Source organism: Dyadobacter sp. CY351 (assembly GCF_021502625.1).
Taxonomy (GTDB): Bacteria; Bacteroidota; Bacteroidia; order Cytophagales; family Spirosomataceae; genus Dyadobacter; species Dyadobacter chenhuakuii.
The window spans coordinates 55,977-78,269 of record NZ_JAKFFU010000010.1; the positions used below are offsets into that span (position 1 = coordinate 55,977).

The following is a 22,293-nucleotide window of genomic DNA, read 5'->3' on the forward strand; positions in this document are numbered from 1 at the left end:
AGGTTAAGCCTGAATTTTTACCAAGATCAACCATGAAACGAAGGACATTTTTAAGCCTGTTAACCCTCTCCGGAGCGCTCTCGCACTGGGCACCGCCGCTTTTGGCAAAAGGAAAAAAGCAGCGCTATAAGGTTGCGGTCATTGATCTGATGATCCTGAAACGTCAGAAATTGAGCGCCTTACCATTGGCTAAGGAGATCGGGGCGGATGGTTTGGAAGTGGATATGGGCGGGCTGGGGGACAGGCCGACGTTTGATAACAAACTGGCCGATCCGGCAATAAGAACACAATATTTAGACAAAGCTAAGGAGCTTAATCTGGAAATCTGCTCGCTGGCGATGACCGGTTTTTATTCGCAATCATTCGCTAAACGCGACGGCATTGAAAAGACGATTGGCGATTGCATTGAAACCATGAAACAGATGGGCATCAAAACGGCTTTTCTGCCGATGGGCGTGCAGGGCGATCTGGTTAAAAATCCGGAATTGCGGCCTCAGATCATTGAGAGGCTGAAAAGCATCGCGCCCATGGCAGAGAAAGCGGGCGTTGTCATTGGCATTGAAACCGCGCTCAGTGCAGCAGAAGAGGTGAAGTTATTGGACGACGTTGGCTCAAAAGCGATTCAGATCTATTTCAACTTTTCGAACGCGCTGGAAGCTGGCCGGGATGTGAATGAGGAATTAAAAATTTTGGGCAAAAACCGCATTTGCCAGATCCATTGCACGGATAAGGACGGCGTTTGGCTCGAAAACAACACCCGGCTTGACATGAAAAAGGTGAAGGCAACATTGGATAAAATGGGCTGGAAAGGCTGGCTGGTGATAGAACGCTCACGCGATGCAGCAAACCCGCGCGACGTAAAAGGGAATTTCGGCGCCAACACCAGATTCATTAAATCTATTTTTCAAAACGCATAAAACGCAACCATTATGAACCTGAAATCATTCCTGCTGAGCATTGCATTGCTGACTTCCGCATTGGCAAATGCCCAAAGCAACCCTGATAACGACAAGGCTTATATCACAACTGTCACCAAGCGTTCTGATAAAATACTCGGCGGGCTGCAAATTGCTGATTCGGCGAAATACAAGCAAGTGAGAGAGATTATGGTGCAGCAATATGTTAATCTGAATGATCTTGAAAAAGATAATAATAGCGAACAGGTGGCTCAGAAAAGGGCTGATCTGCACAAGCAATTCATGGCGAAACTTTCGGCTCAGCTTACGCCTGTGCAAGTCGAAAAGATCAAGGATGGCATGACTTATGGCGTTCTTCCGATCACTTACAAAGCTTATACCGACATGATCCCAACTTTGAAAGAAGATGAGAAAGCCCAGATTATGAGTTGGTTAACAGAAGCCCGGGAGCTGGCCATGGACGGCGGGTCTTCCGAGGAAAAGCACAAGGTTTTTGGCAAATACAAAGGCCGCATTAATAACTATCTTTCAAGTCGGGGCTACGACATTCAGCAGGAGCGAAAAAACTGGGAAGCGCGCCAGAAAGCATCCAAATCAAACGGCTGATCCATGTCATTTTCGTCACGATGTATTTTCTTGTTTTTCGTCCATATATGCCTCATAAAGAGTGTATATGCGCAGTCATTTTCACCTGAGATATACAATGTGAAGTGGACAAGCCAGAGCAAAAATTCGGGAGAATCCATGCCCTGTGGCGGCGGCGACATTGGGCTGAATGTGTGGGTTGAAAATGGGGATGTACTGTTTTATTTATCACGAAGCGGGGCATTCGACGAGAATAATATTTTCCCAAAATTAGGGCGGGTTAGGGTTCGTATATCTCCGAATCCGTTCAAAAATGGGTCCGAATTCAGGCAAGAGTTGAAATTGCAGGAAGGATATGTTGAGATCGCCGGCAAGTCTGGAAATCAGGAAGTTATCTTAAAAGTTTGGGTTGATGTTTTTAATCCGGTTGTGCATGTAGATGTGGCTGGTAACAAGCCTGTTACTGTGAGCGCCTGGTATGAGAGCTGGCGGACGGAAGACCGCGAAGTGCAGGCGCGGGAAAAGAATGCGAGTTCTTTCAAATGGCTGAAAGACAAAGTGATCGCCTCAAAGGACATTGTCCATACACATCAAAACGGGATTCTTTTTTACCATCAAAATAAGGATTCAACGTTGTTCGATCTGGCAGTGAAACAGCAGCAGCTCGAACCTGTGAAACAGGCGTTATGGAATCCACTGAAAGGAATAGCTTATGGTGGCTGGATGCAGGGAGAAAATATGGTTCCTGACCTTGACAAAGGGAAATTGAAGGCAGTTTCCGGAAATTATGTCAATGCTCCGTTTCAGGGATTTGGTCTGAGAAGCAAAGCTGCAGCCCGAACGCATCAACTGAATGTATTCCTTCATAATGACGACAACAGCCATGCCGAAAAGTGGAAAAGCGGCTTGCTGGCCATTGTTTCAAAAGTCAAAAAAGAAGAGCAAACAGCCCGGAAGAAAACGCTGGATTGGTGGAAAACTTATTGGCAGCGAAGCCACATTGCAGTTAATGTCAGCAAGCCGGATGCGGCTTCTCCGATTTGGCAGGTGGGGCGTAATTATCAAATTTTCAGATATATGCTGGGTTGCAATGCTTATGGCTCGTATCCCACAAAATTCAATGGCGGATTGTTCACATACGACCCCGTTTTTATCGATTCCACATTGAAATTCGGGCCGGATTACCGGAGCTGGGGCGGCGGGACATTCACGGCCCAGAACCAGCGGCTGGTTTATTGGCCGATGCTGAAAAGCGGCGATTTTGATATGATGTCATCACAATTTGATTTTTACCTGCGCACATTGGGCAATGCAGAAGCACGCACAAAACATTACTGGGGCCACAAGGGCGCCTCTTTTACGGAGCAAATTGAAAATTTCGGCTTGCCCAATTATGCAGAATACGGACAAAAACGCCCGAAGGATTTTGATCCGGGTTTGGAATACAATGCCTGGCTGGAATATCTCTGGGACACGTCGCTAGAATTTTGCCTGATGATGCTTGATATCGAGCGCTTTACGGGCTACGACATTAGCAAATATCTTCCGCTGATCGAAAGCTGCACCGTCTTTTTCGATGAACATTATCAATATCTGGCTGAAAAACGCGGAGCGAAAAAGCTTAATCAAAACGGTCACCTCATCATCTTCCCAGGCTCGGCAGCGGAGACGTACAAAATGACTTATAACTCCGTAACAACCATCTCCGGCCTGAAAACAGTGCTTTCGCGCTTGCTTGCCCTGCCGGAAATATACGGAACACCGGATCAGCGAAAAGATTGGGAGAGCAGACTAAGCAGGGTGCCGCCGTTAAGTTTTCGTCAAATGCAGGGACATCAGACCATTGCGCCGGCCCAAGCCTGGGAGCGGATCCAGAACACGGAGATCCCACAGCTTTACCCTGTTTTCCCGTTCGGCATGTACGGCGTGGGCATGCCCGACCTGGAAGTGGCGGTGAACACCTGGAAATATGACACCGAAGCCATCAAAAACAGGAACCATACGAGCTGGCACCAGGACAATATTTTTTGCGCAAGACTAGGGCTGACCGAGGAAGCCGCAGCGCTTACCATCAAAAAGTTACAAGATTCTGGCCGCCGGTTTCCGGCATTCTGGGGGCCGGGCCACGACTGGGTTCCCGACCACAATTGGGGCGGCTCGGGCATGATCGGCTTGCAGGAAATGCTGATGCAAACCGTCGGCGACTCGATCCACCTTTTCCCGGCCTGGCCGCAGGACTGGGATGTGCATTTCAAGCTTCATGCGCCTTACAACACAACTGTTGAGGGAGAACTGAAAAATGGAAAGGTCCATCATTTTAAAGTGATACCGGAAGCACGGAGAAAGGACGTGGTGATGGCCAAATGGGCGAAATCATATTGAGCGCAGTAGAGCGGTTTAGTTTTTAATTTAAATGTGAACAAATGATTTTCAGGTTCTTACAATTTTCCAAAGCAACATTACTGGCCGGGTTTGTGATCAGTCTGGGTACGACGCCAAGCCATGCGCAGGATCTGAAACTTTGGTATAAACAACCTTCCAAACAATGGGAAGACGCCCTGCCCGTTGGCAACGGAAGCCTGGCGGCGATGGTGTTTGGCGGTGTGGAAAATGAGCGGATCCAGTTCAACGAAGAGACATTGTGGACCGGCGAGCCGCGGAGTTATGCGCACAAAGGCGCAAGCCAGTATTTAGCTCAGATCCGGACATTGCTGAACGAGGGTAAGCAAAAAGAAGCGGAAGAACTTGCCAGTGAGCATTTTATGGGCGTTCCGCTGCGGCAGATGGCCTATCAGGCATTCGGCGATGTGCACATTGATTTTCCGGAGCATAGGAACGCGAGTGACTATCGCCGCGAGCTGGATCTCGAAAAAGGGATTGCGCAGGTCAACTATAAGAATCGTAATGTCGGTTTTAAAAGGGAAGTTTTTGCAAGTTATCCCGCTAAGGCCATTTACATAAAACTTACAGCCGATCAAGCCGGAAAGCTAAATTTCGCCGTTCGCATGGACGCCATTCATGCGCAAAAAAACATAACCGGGCATGCCAATGAGCTGACACTGCAAGTGAAGGTTGAAAATGGTGTGCTTGAAGGCGTGGCGAAAATGAAGGTCGTTACCGATGGAAAAGTTAGTCATGAGAATGGTAAAATTAACGTTGAAAATGCCACGGCAGCAACATTAATACTTTCAGCAGCAACGAATTATGTGGATTATCAAACTGTAAGTGGAAATCCAGCTGCCAAATCAGCCGCTATCCTCAAAAATGCACCACTTTTTGATAAAGCCTTGAAAGAGCACATTGCGGATCATCAGCGGCTTTTCGGTCGTTTTGCATTGCATCTTCCTGTGAAAGCCAATTCCGCATTGCCCACAGACGAGCGGCTTGTCAAATTCAAGGATAACCCGGATGATCCGGCTTTTTTGGCCTTATATGTGCAGTACGCGCGCTATTTGCTTATTGCGAGCAGTCGGCCCGGTACGCATGCGGCGAACTTGCAGGGAAAGTGGAACCAACAGCTAAAACCTTCCTGGGACAGCAAGTACACGGCGAACATTAATACGGAAATGAATTACTGGCCGGTTGAAATGGGCAATCTGCCGGAGTGTCATCAGCCGCTTTTTGCGATGATAGCCGATCTGTCCAAAACCGGCGCAGCGGTGGCAAAGGAACATTACAATGCAAATGGCTGGCTGGTGCATCACAACACGGACGTTTGGCGCGGCGCGGCGCCGATTAATGCTTCCAACCACGGAATCTGGGTCACAGGCGGTGCGTGGCTGAGCCTGCATTTGTGGGGACATTATCGTTTTACACAGGACAAAACTTTTCTCGAAAAAACAGCTTATCCGCTCATGAAGGGCGCAGCGGTGTTTTTTATGGACTTTTTGGTCAAAGACCCAAAGACCGGCATGCTGATCAGCTCGCCTTCCAATTCACCTGAAAACGGTGGCCTGGTAGCCGGACCGACGATGGACCACCAGATTATCAGGGCCTTGTTCAAAGCGTGCATTGAAAGCGCGAATGTGCTGAAAACAGATCAGGATTTTGCAGCCAAATTAGAGAAACTTTCCTCACAAATCGCTCCGAATCAGGTAGGTAAGGCAGGTCAGTTACAAGAGTGGATGACCGATATTGATGATACAACGAGCCATCACCGGCACGTTTCGCATTTGTGGGGCGTGTATCCGGGCGAGGAAATCACGCCTGAAAAAACACCTGAGCTCATTCAGGCCGCGAAGAAATCGCTCGAATTCCGCGGCGATGACGGAACTGGGTGGAGCCTGGCCTGGAAAATCAATTACTGGGCGAGATTCCTGGATGGCGAGCACGCTTACACGATGATCCGAAAGCTTTTCAACCCCATCATGGATGCGTCCGTTAAAAAGAGCGGGGGAGGTTCCTATCCCAATCTTTTCGACGCGCATCCACCGTTCCAGATCGATGGGAATTTTGGCGGAGCAGCGGGCATCCTGGAACTACTGGCGCAAAGCCATCTTGGAGAACTGCACTTATTGCCGGCTCTTCCCAAAGCATTGCCCGACGGAAAAGTGTCCGGCCTGGTGGCAAGAGGTGCATTTGAAATTACGATGGAATGGAAAAACGGTCAGTTGCAGGGTGTTGACGTCCTTTCGAAGGCGGGTAACCCTTGCCATGTCCGCTATGGATCCAGGCGCGTGACATTCGATACGGTGAAAGGGAAACATTATAAATTGAATGCGGATCTTCAAATACAGTAAACCCGCCCCATATTTAGCTTTACTTCCGAATGTTTTTTATTTATTTCCTTTCTGAATTTTGAATAATATGAATGGCCCATTTATACTGGCGATTGACCAAGGCACGAGCAGTACCAAAACACTCGTTTTCGATAAAATGGGCGCTGCTGTCGCACGCGGTGTGGAAGCTCTTCATACGCATTATCTGGATGGCGGGCTTGTAGAGCAGGATCCTGAGGAGATTTATCAAAATGTGCTTCTATCGGTTCGCAAGTGCCTCGGCGATTTTGAGCAAAAGGGGGGAATCATTTCTGAGATAACTGCCTGCGGGATTTCGAATCAGCGCGAGACATTCGTGTTGTGGGATGAAAATGGAAAACCTTTGTGTTCTGCTGTGGTTTGGCAATGTAAAAGATCGGTTGCTGTTTGTGAAAAACTTAAAACGTCCGGCCTGGAAGGTGAGATCCGGGAGAAAACAGGACTGCTGATCGATCCTTATTTTTCGGGCTCAAAAGTGATTTGGCTCAATGAGCATCATGCAGTTGTAAAAGCCACTATCGAAGCTGGAAAGGCATTTTTTGGGACAGTCGACACTTGGTTGCTGTACAAATTAACGAGCGGTGCCGCCTATCTCACCGATCATACCAATGCCTCGCGGACCTTATTCTTCAATCTTAAAACATTAGATTGGGACCGCGACTTGCTTGGCAAATTTGATCTGCAAAACATGCAACTTCCTGATATTCAAGCATCATCTTCATTCTTTGGCGCAACAGATTTTGAAGGATTATTGCCGACCAAAATCAATGTCACCGGTATGATCGGCGACTCGCATGCCGCTGCTTTTGGAGAAGGATGTTTCGCGCCGGGCGTGGCGAAAGCAACATTGGGGACGGGTTCTTCTATCTTGATGAATATTGGAAAAGAGCCAAAATTTTCCAAAAATGGCATGGTAACCACTATCGGATGGAGTACGGGCGATCACTTAGAATATGCACTGGAAGGCGTTATCGTCACGTGCGGTGCGACGGTTTTATGGTTGAAAAATAATCTTGGCATGTTTGGCGACATTGCAGATACGCAGGAAATGGCAAATTCGGTCCGGGATAATAATGGCGTATATCTGGTTCCGGCATTCAGCGGACTAGGCGCGCCGCACTGGGATATGAGCCGCAAAGCGTCCATCACCGGGCTGACTTTTGACTGTAATAAAAATCACGTGGTAAGGGCTGCCCTGGAATCCATTCCCTACCAAATCAAGGATGTAATTACGGCTATGGAGTCGGATACGGGCATTTCGTTGCAGGAATTGAAAGTTGATGGCGGCCTCACCGCCAACACATTCGTTGTTCAGTTCCTGGCGGATCTGCTGGAAAAGCCGGTGGTGAATCTGGGCTTTCCGGAGGTTTCAGCCTTGGGTGCGGCCTATCTGGCTGGCCTGCAAGCTGGTGTATATAAGGACATTGCCTTTCTCAAAAATTTGAACACCAACCATACAATGCTGCTTCCCTCGCCTAACAATGCGATCGCACGGGCTGGCTATAAAGGTTGGCAGGAAGCGATTGGTTGATTATTATCAGCATTTTATCAATCGATGAAGCCTGTGTGCAACACACGGGCTTTTATTTTTCTTCTATTTTTCCAGACAATATTTCGATTGCACACCCTTTTGAGAGCCGAAATGCGTGGTAGGGACGGTTTTAAACAATTTTTTATCGAAATAAGACATCAATATTAGTGAATTGTTTTTTGTATGTGAAAATGTTCCTATTTTTCGTAAAAAATAGAATAAAAAAGAAAGTAAAAGAAAAATCACATATGAAGAGAATCTTACCGATCATCCTGGCATTGATACTGGCTGTGCCGGTGGTGAATGCGCAGAGTCTCGCTGTAAAAGGCAGCGTGACAGGCGTTAATGACACGGACCCGTTACCGGGTGTGAGTGTTGTGATCAAGGGGACGCAGCGGGGAACGACAACGGGCGCGGATGGAACATTCCAGATCGAGGTGCCGAGTCAGGAAACAGTGCTGGTTTTCAGTTTCGTTGGTTATCAGTCTGTTGAAGAGACAGTTGGAAGCCGCACGGAGATTTCGGTAAAGCTGAATTCAGAAAGCAAATCATTGGAAGAAATGGTGGTGGTCGGTTATGGATCGCAAAGCAAGCGCGCTGTTACCGGGGCAGTGATTTCAATTAACTATGATAAATTCAAAGACCGCTCTTTCAGCAATGTGACGCAGTCGCTTGCCGGAACCTTGCCGGGGGTTAACATTTCTCAATCGCAAGGCGCGCCGGGCGCTTCGCCGGTGATCAAGATTCGTGGCGTCAGCTCTATTACAGCCGGCACAAACCCGCTGATCGTTGTGGACGGCGTTCCGCTTGAAAACTTCAATCTGAACCTCATTAACCCACAGGACATCGAGTCGATCGAGGTTTTGAAAGATGCTTCTTCGGCCGCGATTTATGGTTCGAGAGGTTCCAGCGGGGTGATTTTGGTTACGACCAAAATGGGCAAGCCGGGAAAAGTAAGCGGTAGCGCCAATGTGGAATACGGATCGCAAAAAGTAGTCCGTCGTGTGAAAATGATGGACGCACAGCAATACATTGAAACCTATAAAGATGCAAAAAACAATGCGTGGATAGCGCAGGGCGGAAAGGCCAGCGACCCGAACAGTTTGCGTCCCGCAACATTAAAAATACCGGAAGACTTTACAAATAATCCGCAGCAATTCGGAAAAGGCACCAACTGGCAGGATGTCATGTTCCGCACAGCGCCGTCGTATAATGCGCAGGTGACGATTTCCGGCGGCACGGAAAAAACGCAATACATGTTTTCGGCCGCTTACCTGGATCAAACGGCTGTTTTGGATGCAAATTATTACAAACGCCTGTCCGTAAGATCTAATGTTAAAACGCAGATCAACAAGCGGTTAAGTGTAGGACTTAATTTGGGTATCACCTCTATTTTTGACCGCACGGAAGGCACGCAGGGGAAAAGCGATGTCATCAGTCTGGGTTTACAAAGCAACCCGCATTTTCCGGTTTACAATGAAAATGGCAACCTGGGGTTCCGTGATCCCAATTCAGCCTGGTTCCGGTTCACCTCATTCGGTGACATGAATTTATGGCATCCTTACTCACTTACAAGGGAAGTGGATAAGTCCAGAAAGTCGTTCAATACGCTGGCAACGGGCTTTCTGGAATATGAGATCGTGGATAATCTGAGATTCAGGACGAGTCTCAGTGGTAACCTTTACAACTCGCGCAATGCATTTTATTGGAATGATAAACAAAAATATGGTTACTCGGCGGTGCTGGCAGCGCAAGGCAATGCAGGAGACGCTTATATGTTCAACTGGCTGAGCGAAAACACGTTAACCTATGAGAAAAAGATCGGAGAGCATGCATTAACGGGACTTCTGGGTTATACAAGCCAGAAACAGCGTGACGAGACCATGTATGTGGCTGCCAATAATTTCCCTAATGACCTGGTTCACACGCTCAATGCGGGAACGGTCACAGCCGGGAACACCACGGCGAGCGAATGGTCGTTGCTTTCGTATCTCGCAAGGGTGCAATACAATTTTAAGAACAAATATTTCCTGACAGGTGCGATCCGTCGCGATGGTATGTCGCGTTTTGGAGAAGATAATAAATGGGGTTACTTTCCTTCTGTATCAGCAGGTTGGCTCATTTCTGACGAGAGCTTTTTATCAGGCGTGAATGCGATCAACAGTCTGAAACTCCGCGCCAGCTACGGCGTGACCGGTAACAACCAGATCCCTAATTACGGATCGATCAGCTTGCTGGCATCGGCTCCTTATGTGAACGGCACAACGATTGCGAATGGTTTGAAAGTGAGTAACCTGGCCAACTCCGGACTGCGCTGGGAAAAGACAAACCAGTTCAATGTGGGCGTCGATCTGGCCATATTTAATAACCGGGTAAACCTATCGGCAGAATATTACAATTCGATCACCCGTGATATGCTCCTTTTCGTGCCTGTTCCCGACATTACCGGCTTTTCTTCCCAGCTCACAAACATTGGCAAGATGCGCAACCGGGGTGTTGAGCTAAACATTTCCACCAAAAACCTGGCAGGTGCCGTTTCCTGGACAACCGATTTCAACGTATCCAGAAACCGCAATAAAGTGCTGCAACTGGGCCCGGGCAATGCGCCGATCCAGTATGTGGATAATGTGGTGACCGTCCGCACGGAAGTAGGGCAGCCTGTTTCGAATTTTTACGGATATGTTTTTGATGGTGTTTTCAACAACCAGGGCGAAATTGATGCTTACCCGCACCACGCCAGCACCACACCCGGCGATCCAAGGGTGCGCGACGTGAACGGGGATGGAAAAATCTCAGATGCGGACCGGACGATATTGGGCAACTACCAGCCCGATTTCACGGCCGGGATCACCAATACGGTTGGTTATAAGGGTTTTGAGCTTTCATTTTTGTTTCAGGGATCGTTTGGCGGAGAGATTGCCAACAACAATGTGCGCTATCTGGGCACCTGGGATAATGGCCGTAATTTCTTTGAAAGCATGTACAATTACTGGCGTTCGGAAGTTCAGCCTGGCGATGGCAAACATTTCAAGCCGTCGGTAAATTATCTGGGTCTTCAAAAGCAATTCTCGTCCTACTGGGTGGAAGATGCATCTTTCGTGCGGTTGCGGAATGTGCGGGTCTCCTATTCATTGCCTGCCAAATGGACCAACAAGCTCAAAATCGGCAGTGCCAGGGTCTACGTGAATGCCGAAAACGTGCATTTATTCAGCAAATACACAGGTTACGACCCAGAAAATACGACTTACGGAACGACGTCATATAGCAGCAGCATGGAAACAGCAGGCTCGTACAGCAGCGGAAACGCGCCTGTGCCGGGAGCATTCCAGGGCGTGGATTACGGATCTTATCCATTGCCAAGAACCATTACTGTAGGCATCAAAGCTGATTTCTAATGCAGTATCGCATCAGAAACTAACGAATCAATTCGCGGCTGCTGTTGCGGCGCATTCGTGGCAAACCCAAAACATTAGAAACAAAAATGAAAAATATACTAAAAATAGCCCTGGCCGCCAGCATATTGGCCACCACGTGGGGATGCAAAGACTCCTTCCTGGAACTTGCACCAATCTCAAACCCGAACGCCGAGATCTTCTATAAAACCAGAACCGATTTTGACCTCGCTACCAATGCGGCTTATAACACTTTGGTAACCGTTTATCATCCGCAGGGTCCGGTTTCCTACGCCGGTGAATTGATGGGCGACAATGTTACGATCTTTAACATTTCAGGCAACCAGGCCGACAAATGGCAGTTCCGGGATTATTCACTGGCTCCTGCGAATACAATGGTTTATCAGTTCTGGCAGGATTTCTACAAGTCGCTTTACAACATTAACATTATCCTGGACAAGATTGCCACGGCCGATATTGATGCCGCTTACAAGTCGCAGGTGCAAGGTGAGATGCTGTTCCTGCGTTCACTATACTATTTCAATATGGTGCGGATCTGGGGTGATGTGCCGCTGGTAACCAAGCCGGTAACTGCTGCGGAAGCTTACAACATTTTGCGTTCTCCATCGACAGAAATTTATGCGCAGATCATCAAAGACCTGAACGAAGCCAAAGCAAAATTACCCGCCACTTCCAGCATTGTGGGCAGGGCAACCAAAGGCGCTGCGCAAACGCTTTTAGGCAAAATATACCTCACAGCCGGTGATAAGGCCAATGCGGCGAAAGAGCTGAAAGAGGTGTATGACAGCAAACAGTATGAGCTGATGCCTTCCTATGCTTCGCTTTGGGACGTGAAAAATAAGAATACCAAAGAATCCATCTTCGAAATCCAGTTCCTGGGAGGCAGCGCGACAAACCCTTACAGCAATTACTATCTCGAATTCTTCCCGAATTCGATCGCACTGGGCTTTTACGGAGCGGGCATGAACCAGGTCGTTAACGACATCTGGAACGAATATGAAAAAGGCGATTCCCGCAGGGAAGCCAGCATTGATACCGGTTTTGTGGATGCCAAAGGTGCTTTTACGGCCGCGAAATTTCCCAAAAAATGGACGGATAAAACGGCACCGCTTATCAATCAGAACATCGCAGCCAACAACAACTTTATCGTGCTGCGTTATGCGGATGTCCTGTTGATGCTGACAGAAGCAACCGGGGAAGTTTCCTATCTCAATGAAGTTCGCAAAAGGGCAGCATTACCACTTTACGGAACAGCGGGTTATCCTGCCAAATACAACACCGTGGCGCTGGCACTGGAACACGAGCGCAGAATGGAGCTTGCTTTTGAATTTCACCGATGGTTTGATTTAAAAAGAACAAACCGTGCGATTCTGGTCCTGACCGCCAAAGGAAAAAATGTTTCCGAACCCAAATTACTATTGCCGATCCCGAACATTGTCCGCGATCAGAACTCTAGAATAACACAGAATGCCGGATATTAAACTGAAAATAACAACATTGGTGGTAGTCCTGTGCGTGCAGCTTTCGCACGCGCAGGACACGGTCCGTTATACAGGTAAAACTTTGGTTAATGTAGATTATAACCATGGCGCGCTTACGCCGGCGATCGGCGTCCATTCCTACCAGACATTGCGGGTTAACCGCGAAGATCCCGGCAAGGACACGGCTATAACCTGGACTTATAATCATGCACCCAATCTCGTTTATTGGAACAATACATTTTATCTCAATTACCTGAGCAATCCTGTGGGTGAGCACATTCCGCCGGGGCAAACATTACTTCAGACTTCAAAAGACGGCCTCATCTGGACGAAACCGGTTACGCTCTTTCCGCCCTATAAAATTCCCGACGGGACAAAGAAAAAGACGCATCCCGGAACGGCAAAAGACCTTTACGCAGTCATGCACCAGCGCATGGGTTTTTATGTTTCCAAAAGCAAAAAATTGCTGACACTTGCCTATTATGGCATTGCCCTGGATGCTAAGGACGATCCCAATGATGGAAACGGGATTGGCCGGGTGGTGCGGGAAATTAAGCAGGATGGCAGTTTCGGGCCTATTTACTTCATCCGGCCTAATGCTTCCTGGAACCAAAAATCGGGTTATCCGCTGTTTACTGAAAGCAAGGATAAGGAGTTTGTCAAAGCATGCGAAGAGTTGCTGGCTAGTAAGCTCGTAACGCAGCAATGGGTAGAGGAAGCCGACCGCGATGATCCTTTGATCTCGTTGAAAGGAGAGTATAAAGCGCTTAGTGCCTATCATTTGCCAGATGGCAGGGTGGTGGGCCTTTGGAAAAATGCCTTAACCAGCATAAGCAAAGACAATGGCGCCACTTGGCTGTACAAGCCCAGGCGTGCGCCCGGATTCGTCAATAGTAATGCCAAAATATGGGGGCAAAAAACTTCCGACGGCAAATATGCAACGGTTTACAATCCCTCCGAATTCCGCTGGCCGCTCGCCATTTCGGTAAGTGATGATGGACTGAATTATAAAAATCTGCTCCTGGTAAATGGTGAGATAACGTCCATGCGTTATGGCGGCAATTACAAGTCTTATGGCCCGCAATATCCGCGTGGCATCAGTGAAGGTGTATCGAACGAGATTCCTCCTGATGGAAAGCTTTGGGTCAGTTATAGTATGAACAAAGAAGACATCTGGGTCTCATCCGTGCCTGTGCCTGTAAGGTCCGTGGCCGAGAAACACGCAACAGACCGCTTTAATGAGCTGCCAAACGGAAAGGAACTTTCGGAATGGAACATTTACAGTCCGCTCTGGGCTGCTGTCGGCATTGAAAAAGGTGTAGATAATACCAAATTTCTGTCTTTAAAAGACTCAGATCCATTTGATTATGCCAAAGTAGAACGCGTAATACCGGCTACTAAACAGCTGATTGCTGAAATTGCTGTTGAGCCAAAACAAAATGACCACGGTTTGCTGGATATTGAGTTTCAGGATGCAAAAGGCACACCCGGGATCAGACTTTCCTTCGATTCGACGGGTAATTTCAGGGCGAAAGCAGGTTATAGGAACAAAAATCTGATGACCTATAAGCCAGGTGAAAAATACGAGATCACGGTAAGGCTCAACACGGCAACGCGGCTTTACAGCGTGACTGTCAATGGCAAAAATCTGGGCAATAACATTCTTTTTGCCCCGCTGGAATCCGTGAGCCGCATCACATTCCGGACAGGAAACACCAGACGATTCCCTGACGCAGACACGCCCACAGATCAAATGTACGACCTTCCCAATGCAGGCGGAAAAGACCGGGAAGCGGCTTATAACGTCCGATATGTAACGAGCAAGTCAGAATAACTTCTCAACGAAACTGATATGAATTTAAATAAGAGAATAACCACTACGATTTCCGCATTTTTTCTTGCACAAATGCTTTATGCACAGGATAATGCATTGGTGAACACGTCAAAAAGCTCCTTCGCCAAACTCCACGGCACCGACCTGAACGCCGTGCAATGGACACAAGGATTCTGGGCCGATCGCTTCAAAGTTTGCCGCGAAACCATGGTCCCCGAACTTTGGAAAACCTACACCGATCCAACTATCAGCCATTCTTTCCGCAACTTCGAAATTGCGGCAGGGTTGGAAAAAGGGAACTTCAAAGGGCCTTCTTTTCATGATGGTGACTTTTACAAGACATTTGAAGCCGTCGCGAGCATGTATGCGGCTACAAAGAACAAAAAGCTGGATGAAATGATGGACAAGGCCATCGCCGTTATGGCCAAGGCCCAGCGTGAGGATGGCTATATTTATACCAAAGCGATTATAGATCAAAAGAAGAGCGGCGAAGCCCAAATGTTCGCCGACAGGCTCAGTTTTGAGGCCTACAATTTTGGCCACCTGATGACCGCCGCCTGCGTACATTACCGCGCAACCGGAAAAACCTCGTTGTTGAATGTAGCTAAAAAAGCAGCAGATTTTTTGATCGGTTTTTACAACACGGCCACGCCCGAGCAATCCAGAAACGCCATTTGCCCGTCACATTACATGGGTTTATCGGAGCTCTACCGCACAACGCGAGATGAAAAATACCTGACATTGGTCAAGCATCTGATCTCTATCAAAGGCGCAACCGAAGGCACCGATGACAACCAGGACCGGATCCCGTTTTTGAAACAGACCAAAGTCATGGGTCACGCCGTGCGTGCCAATTACCTGTATGCAGGTGTAGCAGATGTGTATGCCGAGACAGGTGACGCCGCGCTGCTGAACCAGCTTCACGTCATGTGGGACGATGTTACCCAGCATAAAATGTATGTTACCGGCGCCTGTGGCTCGCTTTACGACGGCGTCTCCCCGGACGGAACTTCCTATAAGCCCGATGAGGTTCAAAAAGTGCATCAGGCTTACGGCCGGGATTACCAGCTTCCCAACTACACCGCCCACAACGAAACCTGCGCCAACATTGGCAATGTGCTCTGGAACTGGCGGATGCTGCAAATCACGGGCGATGCAAAATACGCGGACATTGTAGAGCTCGCCTTATACAACAGTGTGTTGTCAGGCATTAATTTGAAAGGGGATAAGTTTTTGTATACCAATCCATTAAGCTATTCCGATTCACTTCCTTTTGCGCAACGCTGGTCGAAGGATCGGGTGAGTTATATCTCAAAATCCAATTGCTGCCCGCCTAACGTCGTGCGCACGGTTTCAGAAGTGAGCCAGTATGCTTACAGCCTGTCGGATGCAGGTGTGTTTTTTAATCTGTATGGAGGCAATAATCTGGATACAAAGCTCAAATCGGGTGCATTAAAGCTCACCCAAACCACGGATTATCCCTGGGACGGAAAGGTGAGTATAACCTTGCAGGCAGCACCCAAAGACCCGTTTACCATGTTTTTCCGCATTCCCGGCTGGTGCAGCGATGCGAAGATATTGGTAAACGGAAAAGCGCATAACAGCAGGCTGGTTTCAGGAACTTACGCAGAAATCAAAGGCAATTGGAAAACAGGCGACAAGATCGAAATAATGCTTCCTATGCCTGTAAAACTGATCGAATCAAACCCATTGGTGGAGGAAACACGCAACCAGATCGCCGTGAAGCGCGGGCCGGTTGTTTATTGCCTCGAATCGGTGGATTTGCCCAAAGGAAGAACCATTTTCGACGTGGCCATCAGTGTAAAAAATAATTTAGAACCGACACCATTAACCATTGAAAACAGCCCGGTTATGAGCCTGCAAGGCGATGCCATGCTGGTGGATAACACGGATTGGACCAGAAAACTATACCGGGAAGTTTCCACAGAAACGCCAAAAACAATCCCCGTCCGCCTGGTCCCATATTACGCCTGGGGCAACCGCGGGCATAATGATATGTCGGTCTGGCTGCCGCTGGCGCGGTAAAAGCAGCTAGGCATTATCCAGCAGAAAGCCCGGGTCAACGCCCAGCTTTTGGTATACGGCTTTCAAAAAAGGAACATCCGGCTCGCGTTTGCCATTCAGGATCTGGGAAAGCTTAGGCTTCCCCAGCCCTAGCATATCCGCCAGCGCCGCCTGTGTCAATTTCAGCTGAAAGCGCTTTAATTCAACCATCTCGGGGATGGTTTTGGGAATAGGGAAAGGGTAATAAGTTTTTTCAAATGATTGAATTGCCAGCGCAAGCGACTCAATCATTTCGGCTTCCTGATCAGAGATATGGTCTTCACCTTTTTTCATCAGAACATCAAGATCATGCAAAGCATGCTGATATTCAAGCTCGGTTTTTAATTTTTTCATAACGCTTATAATGTTGAGATATCTAAGTGATCATATTGTTTGTGTGTGCCAACAAACCGGATAAATAATGTCCGTTTCTTAAAAAATATCCTCGCTACCAACCGGCAATTGTTACCAGCAATGTTGAACACAAAAAGCCCATTTCCAACTGAATCAACCGAGTTAAATGTCTTTTTGATATCGCTAAAATTTGACCAATCGCAGGCGGCCGTTTCTTTATACCACTTTTCCAGAGCCTGCTGCCAAGCCGGATTCTTGATGCAAAATTCCCTGATAGCCTTGTGCGAAACAATTACCAAAACGCCAAAATTAAATATTCCCAAAATTATAATATTGTTTTCGAAATAAAAACATTGTTTCAAAATATGAAATTATTCGGATCGGACATTAGGCTTCCATTTTACTCCTTGTTAATCGTTTTGCTTTGCCATCGGGTTCAGGCGCAGCAAGTTTATGAGCCCAACTGGCGGTCGCTTGAAAATCATAATGAAGTCCCGGACTGGATGCGGGATGCGAAGTTTGGGATTTATTGTCATTGGGGCGTGTATGCGGTGCCGGCTTATAATAATGAGCATTACATTCAGCATATGCATAACGACAGCCCGGATTATTCGAAGCTGGGGACTTATAAGCGGCATCTCGCGCTTTACGGGCCTTTGGAAAAATTCGACTATCACGACTTTATTCCAATGTTCAAGGGCGAGCATTTCAATGCGAATGAGTGGGCAGACCTGTTTGTGAAAGGCGGTGCGCGGTTTGCCGGCCCGGTTGCCGAACATCACGATGGTTTTGCGATGTGGGACAGTGACCTTACGCCTTTCAACGCGAAGGATATGGGGCCGAAAAGGGATGTTGTGGGTGAGCTGGAAAAGGCGATCCGACAGCGGGGGATGAAGTTTTTCACCTCCCTGCACCACGAACTGAATTACACCAATGTAAAAATGAAACCCGGCTGGGCAGGTTCGGATCCAAAGTATGCGAAGCTCTATGGCTCGACCATGAAAAAGGAGGAATGGGACCAGATGTGGATGGACAAATGCAAGGAGCTTATCGACAAATACCATCCCGACGTGATTTACCACGACGCCTGGCTCGAACAGGTGCCTGAAAAAAACCTGCAAACGTATCTTGCACATTATTTTAACGAAGCGGAAAAACGCAAGCAGGACGTGATTGTGACGTATAAGGGCGAAGATATTCCCGCCGGCGTTGGCATGGAAGACCATGAAAATTCAAATCCCAAAAACATCATAGCAAAGCCCTGGCTATGCGATTATTCCATCGGAACGGGCCTCTCTTACTCCTGGGGCTACACCGAAGGCATGGAGATTCGCCAGCCCAAAGAGATTATTCATACATTGATTGAAGTGGTCAGCAAGAATGGGCAAATGCTTTTGAACCTCTCACCTAAGGCTGACGGCACATTTCCGGACGACCAGAAAGAAGTGGTTTATAAGGTTGGGCGCTGGATGTGGTCGTTTGGCGAGGCTATTTATGACACCCGGCCATTCAGTGTTTTTGGCGAAACCACGGCCGCAAATCAAAAGGTTTATTATACTAAAAAAGGAAAGACCCTTTATGCCATTTTCCTGGACTGGCCGGGTGATAATGTGGCTGTCAAACTCAAAAACCTCACTTCACAAAGCGTTAACGGGAAACTAAAAAGCGTACATCTGCTGGGCCTGAAAAATCTGGTGAAATGCGAAAACACACTATCTGCCAGCGGATTAACACTCACAGTTCCTGCAAAAACCAGGATTCCCTCTGACCTCGCTTATGTCTTCAAAATTGAAACGGAATGAAAAAGTATAGTTTAATGCTCGGGTTGTTTTTGTTTGCATTTGCATCGCTGGCGCAAGTCAAATCCGGTGATGCAGGCAGTAAAAAGATCAACATTTACCTGGCCGGTCCGGTCAGCAACCGCATAGCGTTTGGTGCCATGAAACTATCCGAAGCGCTCAGGCAGAATGGCTTTGCAGTGACCATGTTGCCGAAATCTCGTAAAATGCCGCGTTCGGGCAAAGTGAAAACTATTTTCATTGGCATTTCCAGCGATGAGTTAATGGAAATGAACATGAAGGATTTGCCTGAGACTCCGGCAAAAAGTCCGGGTAAGGAAGGTTTTCAAATTTTATCGTCCGGCAGCAAAGTGATCCTTTCCGGTTCCGACGCGTCGGGTGCTTTGTATGCCTGTCTGGAACTGGCTGAACGGATAAAAAATGAAGGCAAAATTCCGGAGAACCTGGCGATTTCCGACCAGCCTGAAATGGTGCTGCGCGGGACTTGCATCGGCATTCAAAAGCCCGTTTATCTTCCTGGTCGCACGGTGTATGAATATCCTTACACGCCTGAGAATTTCCCCTGGTTCTATGATAAGGCACTATGGATCAAGTATCTGGATATGCTCGTCGAGAACCGGATGAACTCCCTTTATCTTTGGAATGGGCATCCTTTTGCTTCATTGGTTAAGCTCAAAGATTATCCCTACGCGGTTGAGGTGGACGACGAGACATTTCGTAAAAATGAAGAGATTTTCAGCTTTCTCACCCAGGAGGCCGACAAGCGTGGGATTTGGGTGATCCAGATGTTTTACAATATCATTGTTTCGAAACCATTTGCCGATAAGCACGGGATCAAAACGCAGGACAGAAAGCGTCCGATCACCCCTCTAATCGCCGACTACACCCGAAAATCCATCGCCGCTTTTGTTGAAAAGTATCCGAATGTTGGCTTGCTCATTACGCTTGGCGAGGCCATGGACGGAGATGATACGGACGTGGAATGGTTTACAAAAACCATTATTCCAGGTGTAAAGGAAGGTTTGTCACAGCACGCAATCCAACCACCGATTGTCCTTCGCGGGCATGACACGAACCCGCAGCTCGTGATGAAAGCCGCACTGCCGCTTTACAAAAATCTGTACACGATGAATAAATACAACGGCGAGGCTTTAACGACTTACCAGCCCCGCGGGCCATGGGCGAAAATGCACCGGGAAATGAGCGAGCTGGGTTCTACACACATTGATAATGTGCACATTTTGGCCAATTTAGAGCCATTTCGGTATGGTTCTGCGGATTTTATTCAAAAAAGTGTCCAGGCGATGCACGACGTTCACGGTGCCAACGGACTGCATTTGTATCCCGAAGCATCCTATTGGGACTGGCCTTTTTCAGCGGACAATGTTACACCACGCCAGCTTCAAATGGATCGTGATTGGGTTTGGTACAAAGCCTGGGCACGTTACGCATGGAATTGCCGCCGCGGCCGGAATGAGGAAATTGTCTATTGGACCAAACAATTGGGTGATGATTTTGGCATAAATAATCACGGAAAAGAGGTGTTGGAAGCCTATGAGCAGGCAGGCGAAATCGCGCCAAAGTTATTGCGGAGGTTTGGGATCACAAACGGAAACCGGCAGACGCTCACATTAGGCATGACCATGAGCCAGCTGGTTAACCCCAAAAAATACAGGGTATGGGCGGAGCTTTATAATTCCGACGGACCTGAGGGTGAAACGCTTACGGAATATGTCCGAAAGGAATCGCGTGGCGAAAAGCACGTGGGGGAAACGCCGGTGCAGATCATTGACGAAGTGGCGGAGCACGGAAAGTTAGCCGTTGCGGCCATTGAAAAAGCAGCGCCGCATGTGAGTAAAAACAAGGAAGAGTTCGCACGCGTACAAAATGACATGTATTGTAATCAGGCGCTAGCCGATTTCTTTGCTGAAAAAGTGAAAGCAGCAGCGTCGGTTTTGAAATATCAAAATTCCAATAATATTAATGATCTTGAAAACGCGATTCCATACCTGGAAAATAGTGTAGTACATTTCCAACGGCTCGCTGATCTGACTAAAAATACCTATTTGTATGCCAACAGCATGCAAACTGCCCAGCGACGCGTACCGGTGGGCGGGGACGATGGCAAAAATAAAACGTGGGTGGAATTGCTGCCCTACTACCAACAGGAATTGGAACATTTTAAGGGCAATGTTTCAAAGTTACGCGCTGGTGCAAATGTCGCAGCGGCAGCACAAGCAATGCTCCAAGTCGCTGACGTTACATTAAAAGACAAAAGTCTGAAACGGATCAGCTGGGAAACCGGCCAGAAAGTCTTCTCAGATCGCGCCACCAAAATTTCCGGAATAGCGCAAGCTTTGCAGCCGTTGCAGGGAATTCAGTTTTCAGCGCAGGATCGGGAAAGTAAGCAGACGCGGATTACGTTCACGAATGACAAGCCGGTTGACGTGCTGGTAGGATATTTCCAGGATAAGGACAAAAAGTTTTTGGCAGCGCCCAACCTTGAAACCGACGCCAGCGCGAATGATCGCGGCGAAGCTGAGGTCCGCATTGCCAATGCTGTAAAGCTATCGGACCTGCCGGAAGTGAATGTGCACAGTTACCGGTTTCCAGCAGGAGAAAATACACTTATTTTAGGCCAGGGAAGGGTTCTTGTACTCGGATTCATTGAGGCAAACCAGGATTTAAAAGCAATGCAGAACGACGCAAAAGCAAACGCTTCAACCACATTGGACTGGCTGTTTGAATAATATTAGCGACAAGTTAGCTGCTTAAAATTCCCGTATCCAAATGTTGCGGAAACTCACGCGGCTGCCATGTTCCTGCAACCGCAATGGCAGCTTCGATTCGTGATATTCGTATTTGGGATAGCCCTGGTAAACCATTGGTCCTTTCAGTTCCACGTGATTGAGGATCAGCACATTATTGTGCAGGACCGTCATGTAGGCCGGTGTTTTCAATGTCTTGTCGGCATTGAAAACCGGCGCAGTGAAAACAATGTCAAAGGTTTGCCAGGCCTGCGGCTTGCGCGCCGCGTTTACCAGCGGAACGTGTTGTTTGTAAACGCTTCCGGCCTGTCCGTTGTAGTAGATCCGTGTTTCGTAATTGTAGGATTCGTAGATCTGTAATTCGTAGAGTCCCATCAGAAACACACCGCTATTGCCCCGGTTCATGCCTTTATCTTCTTTTGGATCGGGCGTCTTCCATTCAACATGAACCTGCGCATTCCCAAATTTCCGCTTCGTCTGAATGTCCGTCGTCTTAGGAACGATCGTCATTCCCTCCGCATTAACCTCCCATTTCACGGCCGACCCATCCAGGTGCACCCACTGACCCAAATCCTGCTTCCCGCCAAATAACACAACTGCATCAGAAGGCGGCATATCCCGCTCCCCAGGCATCACAACCGGCGGTTTCACCGACCAGTCTTCCGTGGCAGAAGCGGGTGGGAGGGTTTGGGCGGGCGCTACCACGTTCAGCAGCAGATTTAAAACTAGGATTGCAGAAATTTGCTGATGTTTCATATTAGTGTTACAAAAAGGGGCACGACTTGATGAG

General features: G+C 48.0%; 14 protein-coding genes. 11 read left to right on the forward strand and 3 right to left on the reverse strand.

Features of this window, described 5'->3' with window-relative positions; translation table 11 throughout:
• The first annotated feature begins 32 nt into the window (after nt 1–32).
• The 9 genes from L0660_RS17955 to L0660_RS17995 all read left to right on the forward strand — a co-directional run bounded on the left by L0660_RS17955 (nt 33) and on the right by L0660_RS17995 (nt 16,564).
• The gene (locus L0660_RS17955; protein WP_235160621.1) at nt 33–917 is read left to right on the forward strand and encodes a sugar phosphate isomerase/epimerase; all 885 of its coding nucleotides are present in this window, start codon (nt 33–35) and stop codon (nt 915–917) included.
• 12 nt (nt 918–929) lie between these two features.
• Complete coding sequence (locus tag L0660_RS17960) at nt 930–1,523, forward strand: DUF3826 domain-containing protein (RefSeq protein ID WP_235160622.1); 594 nt, start codon at nt 930–932, stop codon at nt 1,521–1,523.
• A gap of 99 nt (nt 1,524–1,622) precedes the next feature.
• Entirely contained in the window at nt 1,623–3,884 is a 2,262-nt protein-coding gene (locus L0660_RS17965; RefSeq protein ID WP_235160623.1) for a DUF5703 domain-containing protein, read from the forward strand.
• Between the two features lie 41 nt (nt 3,885–3,925).
• The gene (locus L0660_RS17970) at nt 3,926–6,241 is read left to right on the forward strand and encodes a glycosyl hydrolase family 95 catalytic domain-containing protein (protein WP_235160624.1); all 2,316 of its coding nucleotides are present in this window, start codon (nt 3,926–3,928) and stop codon (nt 6,239–6,241) included.
• 67 nt (nt 6,242–6,308) lie between these two features.
• Entirely contained in the window at nt 6,309–7,790 is a 1,482-nt protein-coding gene (locus L0660_RS17975; protein WP_235160625.1) for a glycerol kinase GlpK, read from the forward strand.
• Between the two features lie 248 nt (nt 7,791–8,038).
• On the forward strand, nt 8,039–11,185 hold the full coding sequence (locus L0660_RS17980) for a TonB-dependent receptor (RefSeq protein WP_235160626.1): 3,147 nt from the start codon (nt 8,039–8,041) through the stop codon (nt 11,183–11,185).
• An 86-nt stretch (nt 11,186–11,271) separates the two neighbouring features.
• On the forward strand, nt 11,272–12,684 hold the full coding sequence (locus L0660_RS17985; protein ID WP_235160627.1) for a RagB/SusD family nutrient uptake outer membrane protein: 1,413 nt from the start codon (nt 11,272–11,274) through the stop codon (nt 12,682–12,684).
• Complete coding sequence (locus tag L0660_RS17990) at nt 12,671–14,518, forward strand: exo-alpha-sialidase (protein ID WP_235160628.1); 1,848 nt, start codon at nt 12,671–12,673, stop codon at nt 14,516–14,518. The genes L0660_RS17985 and L0660_RS17990 overlap by 14 nt, the downstream gene beginning before the upstream one ends.
• An 18-nt stretch (nt 14,519–14,536) precedes the next feature.
• Nucleotides 14,537–16,564, forward strand: a complete 2,028-nt coding sequence (locus L0660_RS17995) for a glycoside hydrolase family 127 protein (protein ID WP_235160629.1) — start codon at nt 14,537–14,539, stop codon at nt 16,562–16,564.
• Nucleotides 16,565–16,570: 6 nt separating this feature from the next.
• Here L0660_RS17995 and L0660_RS18000 read toward each other — a convergent pair whose 3' ends face one another.
• Complete coding sequence (locus L0660_RS18000; RefSeq protein WP_235160630.1) at nt 16,571–16,936, reverse strand: helix-turn-helix domain-containing protein; 366 nt, start codon at nt 16,934–16,936, stop codon at nt 16,571–16,573.
• Between the two features lie 5 nt (nt 16,937–16,941).
• Nucleotides 16,942–17,298 (reverse strand): type II toxin-antitoxin system HigB family toxin, encoded by a 357-nt coding sequence (locus L0660_RS18005; protein WP_310587965.1) that lies wholly within the window; start codon nt 17,296–17,298, stop codon nt 16,942–16,944.
• A 3-nt stretch (nt 17,299–17,301) separates the two neighbouring features.
• On the opposite strand from L0660_RS18005, the gene L0660_RS18010 reads away from it, so the two are divergent.
• Both L0660_RS18010 and L0660_RS18015 read left to right on the forward strand, forming a co-directional pair.
• Entirely contained in the window at nt 17,302–18,738 is a 1,437-nt protein-coding gene (locus L0660_RS18010; RefSeq protein ID WP_235160631.1) for an alpha-L-fucosidase, read from the forward strand.
• Nucleotides 18,735–21,485: a hypothetical protein gene (locus L0660_RS18015; protein WP_233797955.1), complete on the forward strand. Its 2,751-nt coding sequence runs from the start codon at nt 18,735–18,737 to the stop codon at nt 21,483–21,485. Before L0660_RS18010 ends, L0660_RS18015 begins: the two co-directional genes overlap by 4 nt.
• Nucleotides 21,486–21,506: 21 nt before the next feature.
• Here L0660_RS18015 and L0660_RS18020 read toward each other — a convergent pair whose 3' ends face one another.
• Entirely contained in the window at nt 21,507–22,259 is a 753-nt protein-coding gene (locus L0660_RS18020) for a DUF1080 domain-containing protein (RefSeq protein ID WP_233797956.1), read from the reverse strand.
• Between the last annotated feature and the right edge of the window lie 34 nt (nt 22,260–22,293).